General features: G+C 65.7%; 14 protein-coding genes and 2 pseudogenes. 10 read left to right on the top strand and 6 right to left on the bottom strand.

Going from position 1 to position 12,423, the window contains the following annotated elements:
* The first annotated feature begins 179 nt into the window (after positions 1-179).
* The 4 genes and pseudogenes from MYCSM_RS06345 to mbp1 all read left to right on the top strand — a co-directional run bounded on the left by MYCSM_RS06345 (position 180) and on the right by mbp1 (position 1,668).
* Positions 180-386, top strand: a complete 207-nt coding sequence (locus MYCSM_RS06345; protein WP_015305317.1) for a hypothetical protein — start codon at positions 180-182, stop codon at positions 384-386.
* Positions 387-430: 44 nt separating this feature from the next.
* A pseudogene (locus MYCSM_RS06340) lies at positions 431-882 on the top strand (SDR family oxidoreductase); the annotation flags it as partial.
* Positions 883-1,290: a hypothetical protein gene (locus tag MYCSM_RS37740; RefSeq protein ID WP_232425785.1), complete on the top strand. Its 408-nt coding sequence runs from the start codon at positions 883-885 to the stop codon at positions 1,288-1,290.
* Positions 1,291-1,422: 132 nt separating this feature from the next.
* Complete coding sequence (gene mbp1 / locus MYCSM_RS06330) at positions 1,423-1,668, top strand: microaggregate-binding protein 1 (RefSeq protein ID WP_015305316.1); 246 nt, start codon at positions 1,423-1,425, stop codon at positions 1,666-1,668.
* 55 nt (positions 1,669-1,723) lie between these two features.
* Here mbp1 and usfY read toward each other — a convergent pair whose 3' ends face one another.
* From usfY to MYCSM_RS06315, 4 genes and pseudogenes are all read right to left on the bottom strand, one after another.
* Entirely contained in the window at positions 1,724-2,032 is a 309-nt protein-coding gene (gene usfY / locus MYCSM_RS06325; protein WP_015305315.1) for a protein UsfY, read from the bottom strand.
* 181 nt (positions 2,033-2,213) lie between these two features.
* Positions 2,214-2,308: pseudogene (locus MYCSM_RS38075) on the bottom strand (flavodoxin); the annotation flags it as partial.
* 50 nt (positions 2,309-2,358) lie between these two features.
* Positions 2,359-2,751 carry a hypothetical protein gene (locus MYCSM_RS06320; protein WP_015305314.1) on the bottom strand — a complete coding sequence of 131 codons (393 nt, stop codon included), beginning with the start codon at positions 2,749-2,751 and terminating at the stop codon, positions 2,359-2,361.
* A gap of 80 nt (positions 2,752-2,831) precedes the next feature.
* On the bottom strand, positions 2,832-3,512 hold the full coding sequence (locus MYCSM_RS06315; protein ID WP_041311413.1) for a PAS and ANTAR domain-containing protein: 681 nt from the start codon (positions 3,510-3,512) through the stop codon (positions 2,832-2,834).
* Between the two features lie 72 nt (positions 3,513-3,584).
* On the opposite strand from MYCSM_RS06315, the gene MYCSM_RS06310 reads away from it, so the two are divergent.
* On the top strand, positions 3,585-4,151 hold the full coding sequence (locus MYCSM_RS06310) for a restriction endonuclease (RefSeq protein ID WP_015305312.1): 567 nt from the start codon (positions 3,585-3,587) through the stop codon (positions 4,149-4,151).
* On the opposite strand, the gene lat is transcribed toward MYCSM_RS06310, so the two are convergent.
* Both lat and MYCSM_RS06300 read right to left on the bottom strand, forming a co-directional pair.
* On the bottom strand, positions 4,123-5,460 hold the full coding sequence (lat, locus tag MYCSM_RS06305; RefSeq protein ID WP_015305311.1) for an L-lysine 6-transaminase: 1,338 nt from the start codon (positions 5,458-5,460) through the stop codon (positions 4,123-4,125). The two genes, MYCSM_RS06310 and lat, sit on opposite strands and share 29 nt — an antisense overlap.
* 49 nt (positions 5,461-5,509) lie before the next feature.
* Positions 5,510-5,965, bottom strand: coding sequence for an Lrp/AsnC family transcriptional regulator (locus MYCSM_RS06300; RefSeq protein ID WP_015305310.1), 456 nt, complete (start codon positions 5,963-5,965; stop codon positions 5,510-5,512).
* A gap of 27 nt (positions 5,966-5,992) precedes the next feature.
* Here MYCSM_RS06300 and hglS point away from each other — a divergent pair, with 27 nt between their 5' ends.
* The 5 genes from hglS (at position 5,993) to MYCSM_RS06275 (ending at position 12,356) form a co-directional block, all read left to right on the top strand.
* Positions 5,993-7,207, top strand: coding sequence for a 2-oxoadipate dioxygenase/decarboxylase (gene hglS / locus MYCSM_RS06295; RefSeq protein ID WP_015305309.1), 1,215 nt, complete (start codon positions 5,993-5,995; stop codon positions 7,205-7,207).
* Positions 7,204-8,760 (top strand): L-piperidine-6-carboxylate dehydrogenase, encoded by a 1,557-nt coding sequence (gene amaB / locus MYCSM_RS06290; RefSeq protein WP_015305308.1) that lies wholly within the window; start codon positions 7,204-7,206, stop codon positions 8,758-8,760. Before hglS ends, amaB begins: the two co-directional genes overlap by 4 nt.
* Positions 8,761-8,849: 89 nt before the next feature.
* Positions 8,850-9,263: a hypothetical protein gene (locus MYCSM_RS06285; protein ID WP_015305307.1), complete on the top strand. Its 414-nt coding sequence runs from the start codon at positions 8,850-8,852 to the stop codon at positions 9,261-9,263.
* Positions 9,247-9,990 carry a beta-phosphoglucomutase family hydrolase gene (locus MYCSM_RS06280; protein WP_015305306.1) on the top strand — a complete coding sequence of 248 codons (744 nt, stop codon included), beginning with the start codon at positions 9,247-9,249 and terminating at the stop codon, positions 9,988-9,990. Before MYCSM_RS06285 ends, MYCSM_RS06280 begins: the two co-directional genes overlap by 17 nt.
* Positions 9,987-12,356: a glycoside hydrolase family 65 protein gene (locus MYCSM_RS06275; RefSeq protein ID WP_015305305.1), complete on the top strand. Its 2,370-nt coding sequence runs from the start codon at positions 9,987-9,989 to the stop codon at positions 12,354-12,356. The genes MYCSM_RS06280 and MYCSM_RS06275 overlap by 4 nt, the downstream gene beginning before the upstream one ends.
* The last annotated feature ends 67 nt before the right edge of the window (positions 12,357-12,423 follow it).

Below are 12,423 nucleotides of genomic sequence, written 5' to 3'. Positions count from 1 at the left end.
CGGCGCGTCAGCTACTGAAAGAGCTACCGAAAGAGACACACACGCGATTACCCCAGCCATTTGGTGAGCAAACGGTGCGGACCTTCGACTGTTCGCAATCTGGATTCACAGGTTCGCATTCGGGATCAAAGGTGGGCCGCAGCAGTTTTCGCCGCGATTGCACGGGGTATTCCGTCCGGATGCAACACAGCGAGCACCTTCCCGACGACGTCCCCGTTGCCGACGCCGTAGAGCAACAGCGGACGGCCAGCGAACCGATTCCCGACGAAGAGGCCTCGGCCGAACCTCCATCCGATGCGCCGCTAGAGGCGCCCGACGCAGACTGGCAGGAGCAACTCGAAGCCGTCGAGCTGGACCCGGAGTTCGATGAGGTCGACCGGCCGTGACGGAGCCGGATGGCGTCATTCCCTATCCGGGGCGCACGTCCGAGATGGCGCAAAAGCCACGCGACGAGATGCGCGACTACGTCGGCCGCGACCTCTTGACTGGTAAGTGCGCGCTGATCACCGGTGGTGACTCCGGCATCGGCCGCGCAGTTGCGGTGGCGTTCGCGAAGGAGGGCGCCGACGTCGCGATCGCCTGCTGATCGACTACTCCGCGACCAAGGGTGCGGTATTGGCGCTGACATATTCCCTAGCTCAATCGCTCGCGGATCGCCGCATCCGTGTCAACTGTGTCGCTCCGCGACCCGTCTGGACACCTCTGATTCCGGCGACCATGGATGCTGAACGAGTTGAATCATTCGGCGGGCACACGCCTTTCGGGCGGGCGGCGCAACCCGACGAAATCGCGCCATCGTATGTATTTTTCGGGGCGGGGCAATTGTCGTCCTACTACAGCGGCGAGGTGCTTGCTCCCATCGGGGGTGAGACGCTTCCAGGCTTGACTGGAGAAGCGGTGGCACAACGAGGCGAGCGCCTGCGGCGGTGGGAGCACATCCCGGGGGCCGACATGCAGCTGAGTAGGTTCCTTGGCCTGCAAGTCATCGACCGGGCGCAGCATCGGGTGGGCACCGTCGTCGATGTCCGGCTCGAAATGGCCGGCGATCCCGCACGCCCCGGCCGCACCTCAGGTAGTGGGCTGGTGATCAGCCCGCGGACCAAGTCCTCGTCCCTGGGGTACGAACGCTCTGGCGCCGACGCGCCTGTGATGCTTGCCTCACTATTCCGGTGGTGGCATCGAGGAACGTTCGTCGCCGCCTGGGGCGACGTGGCCCGCGCGGGACCTGACCAGGTCAGGGTGCGCGCTGGATACACCTGCCACTCGGCGGTGCTGCGCGACGCACATTGAGTGCCACGTTTAGGCCACGGGGCCCTTCGGGAACCCTGTCACCGCGTGGGGAGATTCCCCTCGTGCGGCCCGAAAGGGCTTCACGCTCAAGAAGTGGGCAACGACCGATTCCAGCCACGCGGAAAGGTAAGCATGACCGACAAGAAGAACACCGGTCCTGAAGAAGGCATCAAGGGCGTCGTCGAGGACGTCAAGGGCAAGGCCAAGGAAGCGGTCGGCACTGTGACGGGCCGTGACGACATGGTCCGCGAGGGCAAGGCTCAGCAGGACAAGGCCGACGCTCAGCAGGACGTCGCGAAGAAGGAAGCGCAGGCCGATTCGGCTCGCGCAGGCGCCAAGGCCGCCGAGAAGCGCCAAGAGGCGGAGCAGCGGCCGTAACAGCTCGGTAGAAAGGGCCCAGCCGGAAGACCGGCTGGGCCCTTTTCTTGTGTCGTCAACTACTTGGGCGCTGCCGATGCGCGTCGGGATGCTCTGCGTACCAACGCTCTTCGATGCGACGCACCCGTAGATGCTCGATGGCCAGCCACGCCGACCCGAGGATGAAGCCAGCGGCGGACAGTGATGACAGTGTCAGGCCGACGTCATGGTGGCCGGTGGCGAACGCCGCAAGGCACGACACGAAAAGCACCAGGGCAACGCCGATCACGATGAGCCCCGGCATAATTTTGTTGTCCTTCATCGACTCACCGGCGTGCGGCCGCGTTGTCCTCGCGTGGTCGACAGGATCCTTCGGGCCTTTCATCGGTACTCCTCTCTCGGCATACCTCCGCCCGCCAAACAAGGGGCTGATTTCAAAGGTAGAACTACCCGACACCGTTTTGTGGAAAACCGCCGCGGAAACCTGGCCTCAGTGATATGGCGGATGCTGCGCGCCGCGCGCATCACGGTTGCTGGATGCACCGCGTTGCGGTCGGCCGCGGCACCGGAAGTCCGGCGTCATCGGTGTTCGACAGGTCGGCGCCGAGGCGCTCGAGCACACGCTGCGCGATGCTGGACGGATGGCGACCCAAATCGGGGTGGCACGCACGAGAATGTCGGAGTCCAAAATGGTTTCGCGACTTTGGGGAACTATCCGCCAAACACAGCGGGGCCGGCCACGGCAGGCATGCTCATGGTCAGCACCAGCAGCATCACCGTGAACAGGAACCAGCCTGCGCCCTGCCACGCCCACCACGTCTGGTGGCTGCGCCACGCCTGATACGTCCGGACAAAGGACCGCAAACCGCCGACCAGCAGAATGACCGGCGCACCGATGGCGAGCAGGGTGCGCTGGGGTACACCACACGCTGCGGTGTCCGCTGTTGCGCCATCGCAGGTGCTGACCCACAAGACTGCGGTGACGAGATACCCCACCGCAACGAGGGCGACGACGACAGCAAAGCGCACAGCCGCGCGGACGTTGGTGTCGTCCCGCCGCAACTCGTCCTGCCGCACGTGGTTGGGACTATGAGAGACAGCCACTATCCGCACTCCCGAATTCGCTGCTAGAACGCCCGCAATCAGATGCCGACAGAATTCCCTGTCCGCGGAGCGAATAAACGTCAGGATTCGACGCGCAGATGCGCGGTCAACAGCAACCTGTCGTAGACCGCGCGGGCCGGCAACATCTCGTCATAGGGAAGGTCGAGGAAGTCCCTGGTGATTTGCTCGGCGAGCGCACGCAGCTTGGTGTTGGTTTCCTGAGATCGCCATTTCAGCAGCTCAAACGCGGAGTCGGCGCTGATGCGGTAGATCACCATGAGCATGCCCTTGGCCTGCTCGATGCCGCTGCGGGCCTCAGCGATCTCGGCCACCGCCTCCGAGAGGCTCTCGTGATGGACCTCGTGAATCGCGGGTGTCACGTCGACATAAAAGCCGTGCGTGCCGATGACCTCGCCTGCGTCGTCGAAATTCTGGTCGCCGACCACGACCACGTGGTGAACATTTCCTTGGGTGTCGATGATGCGATGCCGGGTCGAGAACGCCCCGGCCGTGCGCCGGATCTCATCCAGAGTCGCGGCGACCTGTCCGTAGTCGTCTGGATGTTTGTGCGACAGCACCAGGTCCGTGGTCGGATGCGCTGTCCCGGGCTCGTAACCATGCATGCGTTCGACCTGGGGCGACCATTCCCAGCGTTCGTCAGCGAAGTAGAAGCGGAACCAACCGATGCGCTGGGGTTCTCCCCCCGCCAGAGCCTGCTCGAGGGGCATCCGCCCCTCGAGATCGGTCAGTTCATCTGTCATGGTGCGAGATTAACCCGGCTAACAACAGCGCAGCATCCAAGCCGATTCACCAGTTCGTTATCCGGACAGGCGATGTCGGGGCTCAGACCTACCATTCGAGACGTGAGGTTGAAGGGGTATGTCGTGACGGGCGTCGTATCGGGGGTCGCCGCATACCTTCTCGGCGCCTCCCCGCTGTGGAGCCTCGCGATTGGCGCCCTGGGGCCTGCAGTACTGGCGGCGCTGCCCCACTTCGTTCGTGGCGCACTTGTCGGTCTTGGCACCCGCGACGACGTAGCCGCCGAGATGTCAGGGGTGGAGTTCGAAGACTACGTCGCTCGGGTGGTTCGATCCTGCGGCGTGCCCGTGATCATGACATCGGTGACGGGCGACTGGGGGGTCGACATCATCGTCGGCCGACGGCCGAACCGCCTTGCGATTCAATGCAAGCGGCAGGCCCGGCCGGTCGGCACCAGTGCCATTCAGGAGGTGGTCGCGGGTGCGCCCATGCAGGATTGCGCCAAGACCATGGTGGTGACCAACCACGAATTCACGCCTGCGGCACGCAAACTCGCGGAGTTGCATGGCTGCGAGCTCGTCGGCCGAACCGAACTGACTCGGCTGCGGTCGACTATTCGCCGGCTGACCGCATCTGCGTGAGCACCTTGCGTACCGCCGCAACGGCGATGTCGACCTCGTCACGTGACACCGTCAGCGCCGGCCGGAAGCGCACGCTGTCGGGGCCGCTGGCCAGCATGATGACGCGGCGATCCCACAGCCGACGTATCAACTCGTCGCGCTCCCCGCCGCTCGACAGGCTGAACGCACACATCAACCCGCGGCCGCGCACGTCGAGCACCGATGCCGGAAACTCCGCTGCGAGGCCCTCGAGTCGGTCGAGCAGGTAGCGGCCCGCCCCGGCGGCCCGTACCAACAAATCTTCGGCCTCGATGGTCTCCAGGATGCGGCGGGACCGCACCATGTCGACCAGGTTGCCGCCCCAGGTGGAGTTGATGCGCGAGCTGACAGCGAATACGTTGTCGCGCACCTCATCGACCCGGCGGCCCGCCATGATGCCGCACACCTGCGTCTTCTTGCCGAAGGCCACGACGTCTGGCGCGACGCCCAATTGCTGGTAGGCCCAAGGAGTTCCGGTCAGCCCGCAGCCGGTCTGCACCTCGTCGAAGATGAGCAGCGCATCGAACTCGTCGCACAGCTCCCGCATCGCCGCGAAGAACTGCGGACGGAAGTGGCGGTCGCCACCTTCGCCCTGGATCGGCTCGGCGATGAAGCAGGCGATGTCGTGAGGATGCGCCTCGAACGCGGCGCGCGCCTGTCGCAGCGTCTCGCCTTCGACGGCATCCATATCGGCTCCAGGCCTGATGTAGGGCGCGTCGATGCGGGGCCAGTCGAACTTCGGGAAGCGCGCCACCTTGTTGGGGTCGGTGTTGGTCAGCGACAGCGTGTAGCCGCTGCGGCCGTGGAACGCACCGCGCAGGTGCAACACCATGGTGCCGAGATCGGGACCTCTACCGTGCGCCTCGTTGTGTCGGCTCTTCCAGTCGAACGCCACCTTCAGAGCGTTCTCGACGGCGAGCGCGCCACCATCGACGAAGAACAGGTGCGGCAGTGCGGGATCACCGAGCACGCGGGCGAACGTGTCGACGAAGCGGGCCATCGGCACGCTGTACACGTCCGAATTGCTTGGTTTGTTCACCGCGGCCTGCGCGAGTTCGGTGCGGAAGTCCTCGTCATCGGCAAGTGCCGGGTGGTTCATGCCCAGCGCGGAGGACGCGAAGAACGTGAACATGTCGAGGTAGCGGTCGCCCGTGCGGGCGTCCACCAGGTACGAGCCCGATGACCGGTCGATGTCGAGGACGAAGTCCAGCCCATCGGCCAGGATGCTGCGGGCCAGCACGTCGCGGACGTCGTCGGGACGCAGGACGGCAGGTGTCAGGACGGCAGTCATGCACCCATCTTAACAAACTATTTACGGCGTAAAGACTATCTGACCGTAACTATTCCGGCACATAGTCGCGTCCAGCGTAAAAAGTCTGTAAGATGATCGTGCTTCGAGTCCGCACGTTTGCCGCCGTCCGGATCCGTTGCAGCAAGTCTTCGAGCGCCCGCGCCGACTCGACACGCACGAGCAGGACGTAGCTCTCTTCGCCTGCCACCGAGTAACACGACTCGATTTCCTCGATGTGTTCGAGCCGGGCGGGCGCATCATCGGGTTGGGAAGGATCGAGGGGAGTGATGGCCACGAACGCCGAGAGCATGTGCCCGACCGCTTCGGGGTTGAGCCGGGCCGAATACCCGGTCACCACGCCACGCGACTCCAGCCGGCGCACCCGGGACTGGACGGCCGACACCGACAGTCCCGCCACCGTCGCCAGGTGGGCCAGCGTGGCCCGGCCGTCGGCGACCAACTCTCGCGCCAGGATGCGGTCGATCTCATCGAGCGGTTCGCCCATGGGCGCACTGTATCCAAGGCGGCAAGTGTGACGAGCCGACGCTGCGATTTTTGGGAGATCTGGCAGCTGCGGGCCGAATTCGCGGCAGCGCTTTCGCGACTGTATGGCGCCGAGGTGCCTGCCTACACCACACTCGTCGACGTCAGCGCCGAAGTGAACCGCGAGCTGGGCGCATCCGATCGAGTGACTGCCGAACGCCACGGCGCGATTCGCGTCGGCAGCATTGGCGAACTCGCCGACGTCGCCGACCTGTTCGCCGCGTTCGGGATGCATCCCGTCGGCTTCTACGACTTGCGCGATGCGGCATCACCGGTTCCCGTCGTGTCCACCGCGTTTCGGCCAATCGACACAGAGCAGTTGGCCCGCAACCCGTTCCGGGTGTTCGCGTCGATGCTGGCGACGGCCGACGCGCGGTTCTTCTCCCCCGACCTGCGCGACCGGGTCGAGCGGTTCATCAGTGCGCGGCAGTTGTTCGACCCGGCACTGATCGCCGAGGCGCGTCGGATCGCTGCCGACGGCGGGGCAGACCAGGCGCGCGCCGAGGGGTTCGTGGCCGAGGCGGTATCCGTTTTCGCATTGTCCCGTGAGCCGATCGACCGCGGCTGGCACGACGAGCTTGCACGCGTGTCCGCGGTGGCGGCAGACATCGCCGGTGTGCGCAGCACGCACATCAACCACCTGACTCCGCGCGTGCTCGATATCGACGAGCTGTACGGGCGGATGACGGCCCGCGGCATCACGATGATCGATGCCATCCAGGGCCCGCCCGCCTGCGACGGTCCCGATGTGTTGTTGCGCCAGACGTCATTTCGTGCGCTGGCCGAGCCGCGGCGCTTCCGCGAGGCCGACGGCACAGTCGTCGACGGCACGCTGCGGGTGCGCTTCGGTGAGGTCGAGGCGCGCGGCGTTGCGCTGACCCCGAAGGGACGGCAACGCTACGACGCCGCGATGGGCACCCCGGACCCTGCCGCGGCGTGGGCGGACTACTTCCCCGCCACCCACGAGGCGATGGCGGCCGCCGGACTGGCGTACTACCACGGCGGCGATCCGACGAAACCCGTTGTCTACGAGGACTTCCTGCCTGCCTCCGCGGCGGGCATCTTCCGGTCGAATCTCGATACCGACACCAAGGCCGCCGAGGCGGCAGATAATTCGGAGTACAGCCTGCCCTGGCTCGCAGCCCGGCTCGGACACCACATCCATGACCCATACGAGCTCTACGAGAAAGTCGCATCACAATGACCACCGCTCAGACATCCAAGCTTCCGACCGCCGAGAACCTGCGCGCCCAAGCGCGTGACGCGCTGAGCGCGGTCGGCTCACGCGCATCGCTTGGCGAGCCGGGCGGCCACGGCTTGCAGGCCAGCACACCGGTCACCGGAGAGGTGCTGTTCACCGTCGCCGAGTCCACGCCCGAACAGGCCGGCGCCGCGATAGCTGAAGCGGCGCAAGCGTTTACGACTTGGCGTACGACGCCCGCGCCGGTCCGGGGCGCGCTGGTGGCCCGGCTCGGCGAGCTACTCGTCGAGCACAAGGCCGATCTCGCCACGCTCGTCACGATCGAGGCGGGCAAGATCACCTCCGAGGCCCTTGGCGAAGTGCAGGAAATGATCGACATCTGCGAGTTCGCGGTCGGTCTGTCGCGCCAGCTGTACGGCAAGACCATCGCATCCGAGCGGCCGGGCCACCGCCTCATGGAGACCTGGCATCCGCTGGGTGTCGTCGGTGTGATCACCGCGTTCAACTTCCCCGTCGCCGTGTGGGCGTGGAACACCGCGATCGCGTTGGTGTGCGGTGACACCGTGGTGTGGAAGCCCTCGGAGCTGACGCCGCTGACCGCGTTGGCATGCCAGGCGCTGATCGAGCGGGCCGCTGATGACGTTGGCGCGCCGCCAGAAGTCAGCCGGCTGGTACAAGGCGGCCGCGGGGTCGGCGAGATGCTGGTCGACGATCCGCGGGTGGCGCTGCTGAGCGCGACCGGGTCGGTGCGGATGGGCCAGCAGATCGGGCCGCGGGTGGCGCAGCGGTTCGGCAAGGTGCTGCTCGAGCTGGGCGGCAACAACGCCGCGATCGTCACGCCGTCGGCCGATCTGGACCTCGCGGTGCGGGGCATCGTGTTCTCGGCAGCGGGCACCGCAGGTCAGCGCTGTACGACGCTGCGCAGGTTGATCGTGCATTCCTCGATCGCCGACGAGTTGGTCGATCGGATCGTGAACGCCTACCGGCAGCTGCCGGTCGGCGACCCGTCGTCCGACGGCACGCTGGTGGGTCCACTGATTCACGAGACCGCGTACCGCGACATGGTGCGCGCTCTGGAGCAGGCCCGCGCGGACGGCGGCGCGGTGGTCGGCGGCGAGCGCCGGATACTCGACGATGAGGCCGGCGACACGTCTTCGTTTTACGTGGCGCCCGCGGTGGTGCGGATGCCGTCGCAGACGGCTGTGGTGCACTCTGAGACGTTCGCGCCGATTCTCTACGTGCTGACCTATGACGACCTCGATGAAGCCATTGCGTTGAACAACGCTGTGCCGCAAGGTCTTTCGTCGGCTATCTTCACGCTTGACGTGCGGGAGGCGGAGCGCTTCATGGCGGCCGACGGGTCGGACTGCGGCATCGCCAACGTCAACATCGGCACATCGGGAGCAGAGATCGGCGGCGCGTTCGGCGGCGAGAAGCAGACCGGCGGCGGCCGTGAGTCAGGTTCGGATGCGTGGAAGGCCTACATGCGGCGCGCCACCAATACCGTCAATTACTCGTCAGAGCTGCCACTGGCCCAAGGCGTGCACTTCGGATAGATCCCGCCCCGTGCTAACCAGAATGCCGCTCGCCGACGGGCACCAGCCGCAGGCGTTTTGATGTCAGGTGCTCGGGTCACTCTACGACCATGCGAAACCATAATTCGCGCGTAATTGCACTGGTCGGCGTGGTGGTCGCCGCGCTGGCGGCCGCCGTTCTGGTGATGCCCGCTGCACGCCAACTCGGCCCTGCGAGCGGGATGTTGACGGCGGCGGCAATCATCGGGATACCAGTCCTTCTGGTACTAGCGGTCACGGGCGCCCCGCACTACGGGGTGCTCACCAGCTCCGTGATCGCCGTCGCCATAGCGGTCATCACCTGCGTTGTCTCGTGGGTCATCGCTGCCCTCGCGTTCGCCACCGCACTGTCTGGCTCGGCGACCGGACTGTTGCTGGCCGTTGTGCTGTTTGGTGGTCCAGCGCTGTGCGTGCTGATCCTTGGACTGCTGGCGCTGCGCGTCGTGCACCCCAGCATCAGCAGGGACAATGCTCGGCTTGCCTGACGGCGTCCGCGCCTGCCTCTTCGACCTCGACGGGGTGCTGACCGACACGGCGAGCGTGCACAAGAAGGCGTGGAAGGCGATGTTCGATTCGTACCTGCGCGAGCGGGCGGATCGGACCGGAGAACCGTTCGTCGAGTTCGACATCGCAGACGACTACCTCAACTACGTCGATGGCAAGAAGCGTGAGGACGGCGTGCGGACCTTCCTCTCGTCCCGCGACATCACACTGCCCGACGGCGATCCCGACGACGACCCGTCGGCGGAAACGGTGAACGGGTTGGGCAACCGGAAGAACGAGTTGTTCCACCAGACCATCCGCGAAGACGGCGTCACAGTGTTCGAGGGATCGCGCCGCTACCTAGAGGCGGTCGCCGACGCGCACCTCGCCGTCGCCGTGGTGTCGTCCAGCGCCAACACCCATGAGGTGCTTGAGGTGACGGGCCTCGACAAATTCGTTCAGCAGCGAGTGGACGGCGTGACAATGCGCGAGGAACACATCGAAGGCAAGCCGGCCCCCGACTCATTCCTGCGGGCCGGCCAGTTGCTCGGCGTTGAGCCCGCCGAAGCCGCGGTCTTCGAAGACGCACTGGCCGGTGTCGAGGCAGGCAAGCGGGGTAACTTCGGCTGCGTCGTCGGCGTCGACCGTGTCGGTCAAGCAGAAGCGTTGCGCCGCAACGGCGCGAGCATCGTCGTGACCGACCTGGCCGAATTGCTGCCGAACCGATGATCACCGAACAGACCTTCCCCGTCGAGCCGTGGTGCGTGCGCGAGACCACGCTCGACCTCAAGCTGCTCGCACAATCCGAGTCAGTGTTCGCGTTGTCCAACGGCCACATCGGGCTGCGCGGCAACCTCGACGAGGGCGAGCCGTACGGGCTGCCAGGCACCTACCTCAACTCGTTCTACGAGACGCGCCCCCTGCCGTACGCGGAAGCGGGATACAGCTATCCGGAGGACGGCCAATCAGTCGTCGATGTCACCAACGGCAAGATCCTCCGACTGCTCGTTGACGATGAACCGTTCGATGTCCGGTACGGCGAACTCGAAGACCATGAACGGGTGCTTGATCTGCGCGCAGGCACGCTCACCCGAAACGTGTGCTGGACCTCCCCTGCTGGCAAGCGGATCCGGCTTACCACCACGCGGCTGGTGTCGCTGGCACAACGGAGTGTGGCCGCCATCGAATACGTCGTCGAGGCCGTCGACGACTTCTCGCGCATGACTGTGCAATCCGAGCTCGTCGCCAACGAGGACCAGCCGAAGCCGTCGGCCGATCCGCGCGTTGCCGCGATGTTGCTCAATCCGTTGGAGCCGGTACAGCACGACTCCGAAAAGCAGGGTGCGCTGCTGGTGCACCGCACCAGGAGCAGCCGGTTGATGATGGCTGCGGCGATGAAACATCAGATCGACGTGCCGGGCCGCGTCGAGGTGGACACCACGGCCGGCGAGGACTGGGCACGGACGACCGTCATCTGCGGTCTGCGTCCCGGTCAGAAGTTGCGCATCGTCAAGTTCCTCGCCTACGGATGGTCGAGCCTGCGTTCGCGACCCGCGCTGCGCGATCAGGTGCTTGGCGCTGTCGCCGGCGCCGAGTATTGCGGGTGGGACGGCCTGCTCAAGGCGCAGCGTGACTTTCTGGACGAGTTCTGGGACTCCGCCGACGTGGAAGTCGAGGGCGACGCCGACTGCCAGCAGGCTGTGCGCTTCGGCCTGTTTCATGTGCTGCAGGCCAGCGCGCGTGCCGAGCGCCGCGCGATTCCCGGCAAGGGCCTGACAGGCACCGGCTACGACGGCCACACCTTCTGGGACACCGAGGGTTTCGTTCTTCCGGTGCTCACCTACACCGCCCCATATGCCGCGGCCGATGCGTTGCGATGGCGTGCCTCGACTCTTGACCTCGCCCGTGAGCGCGCCGCGGAACTAAATCTCGCGGGGGCCGCGTTCCCGTGGCGGACCATCCGCGGACAGGAGTGCTCGGCATACTGGCCCGCGGGCACCGCGGCCTGGCACATCAACGCCGACATCGCGATGGCCTTCGAGCGGTATCGCGTTGTCACGGGCGATGATTCGCTGGAGGCCGACTGCGGGTTGACGGTGCTGGTGGAAACCGCGCGGCTGTGGATGTCGTTGGGCCATCACGATCGGCACGGGGTGTGGCATCTCGACGGCGTCACCGGTCCCGACGAGTACACGGCAGTGGTACGCGACAACGTCTTCACCAATTTGATGGCGGCACATAATCTTCGGACAGCGGTCGAGGCCTGCAATCGACATCCCGAGGCGGCCGTGGAATTGGGGGTTGGGTCGGAGGAGACCGCTGCGTGGCGAGATGCCGCCGCCGCGGCGCACATTCCCTACGACAAGGAACTGGGCATCCATCAACAGTGCGACGGGTTCACCACCCTGCGCGAATGGAACTTCACCGAGAACACGTCGTATCCGCTGCTTCTGTATGAGCCCTACGTCCGGCTGTATCCGTCGCAGGTGGTCAAGCAGGCCGATCTCGCGCTGGCGATGCACTGGCGCAGCCACGAGTTCACGGCCGAGCAGAAGGCCCATAACGTCGACTACTACGAGCGGCGCACCACCAGGGACTCGTCGCTGTCCGCGTGCACGCAGGCAGTCATGTGCGCCGAGGTGGGGCATCTCGAGCTGGCTCACGACTACCTCTACGAGGCGGCGTTGATCGACCTGCGCGACCTGCACCACAACACCCGCGACGGGCTGCACATGGCGTCGCTCGCAGGGGCGTGGACGGCATTGGTTGCCGGGTTCGGCGGCCTGAGAGACGACGACGGCGAACTCGCACTCGACCCACAGCTACCCCACGGCATATCGCGAATGCGATTTCGGCTGCGCTGGAGGAATTTCCGATTGACGGTCGACGTCGACCACGACGAGGTGACCTACACGCTGCGCGACGGGCCGAACGAGGAGCTGACGATTCGCCACGCCGGCGAGAAGCTTGACCTGCACACCGATTCGCCGACGACCGTCGCCGTACGGCACCGCAAGGCGCTGTTGCCAACGCCATCACAACCGCCTGGGCGCGCACCGATTCGCCGACCGACCCTTGGCAAGTCGTTCGAGTAAAACGTGTTGCGCTCGTCTTCGGCGCGGCGGACCTTGAGTTTCGGTTAACGGGCATCAACCCCCTGTT

It is taken from the genome of Mycobacterium sp. JS623 (genome assembly GCF_000328565.1).
Taxonomy (GTDB): domain Bacteria; phylum Actinomycetota; class Actinomycetes; order Mycobacteriales; family Mycobacteriaceae; genus Mycobacterium.
This window is presented reverse-complemented; position numbering and strand designations above follow the sequence as displayed.

Excerpts from the sequence above, each read along its gene's own strand:
- MYCSM_RS06345 (WP_015305317.1), top strand. The coding sequence starts at position 180 with ATGCAACACAGCGAGCACCTTCCCGACGACGTCCCCGTTGCCGACGCC.
- mbp1 (WP_015305316.1), top strand. The coding sequence starts at position 1,423 with ATGACCGACAAGAAGAACACCGGTCCTGAAGAAGGCATCAAGGGCGTC.
- usfY (WP_015305315.1), bottom strand. The coding sequence starts at position 2,032 with ATGAAAGGCCCGAAGGATCCTGTCGACCACGCGAGGACAACGCGGCCG.
- MYCSM_RS06315 (WP_041311413.1), bottom strand. The coding sequence starts at position 3,512 with ATGACAGATGAACTGACCGATCTCGAGGGGCGGATGCCCCTCGAGCAG.
- MYCSM_RS06310 (WP_015305312.1), top strand. The coding sequence starts at position 3,585 with ATGTCGGGGCTCAGACCTACCATTCGAGACGTGAGGTTGAAGGGGTAT.
- lat (WP_015305311.1), bottom strand. The coding sequence starts at position 5,460 with ATGACTGCCGTCCTGACACCTGCCGTCCTGCGTCCCGACGACGTCCGC.
- MYCSM_RS06300 (WP_015305310.1), bottom strand. The coding sequence starts at position 5,965 with ATGGGCGAACCGCTCGATGAGATCGACCGCATCCTGGCGCGAGAGTTG.
- amaB (WP_015305308.1), top strand. The coding sequence starts at position 7,204 with ATGACCACCGCTCAGACATCCAAGCTTCCGACCGCCGAGAACCTGCGC.
- MYCSM_RS06285 (WP_015305307.1), top strand. The coding sequence starts at position 8,850 with ATGCGAAACCATAATTCGCGCGTAATTGCACTGGTCGGCGTGGTGGTC.
- MYCSM_RS06280 (WP_015305306.1), top strand. The coding sequence starts at position 9,247 with ATGCTCGGCTTGCCTGACGGCGTCCGCGCCTGCCTCTTCGACCTCGAC.
- MYCSM_RS06275 (WP_015305305.1), top strand. The coding sequence starts at position 9,987 with ATGATCACCGAACAGACCTTCCCCGTCGAGCCGTGGTGCGTGCGCGAG.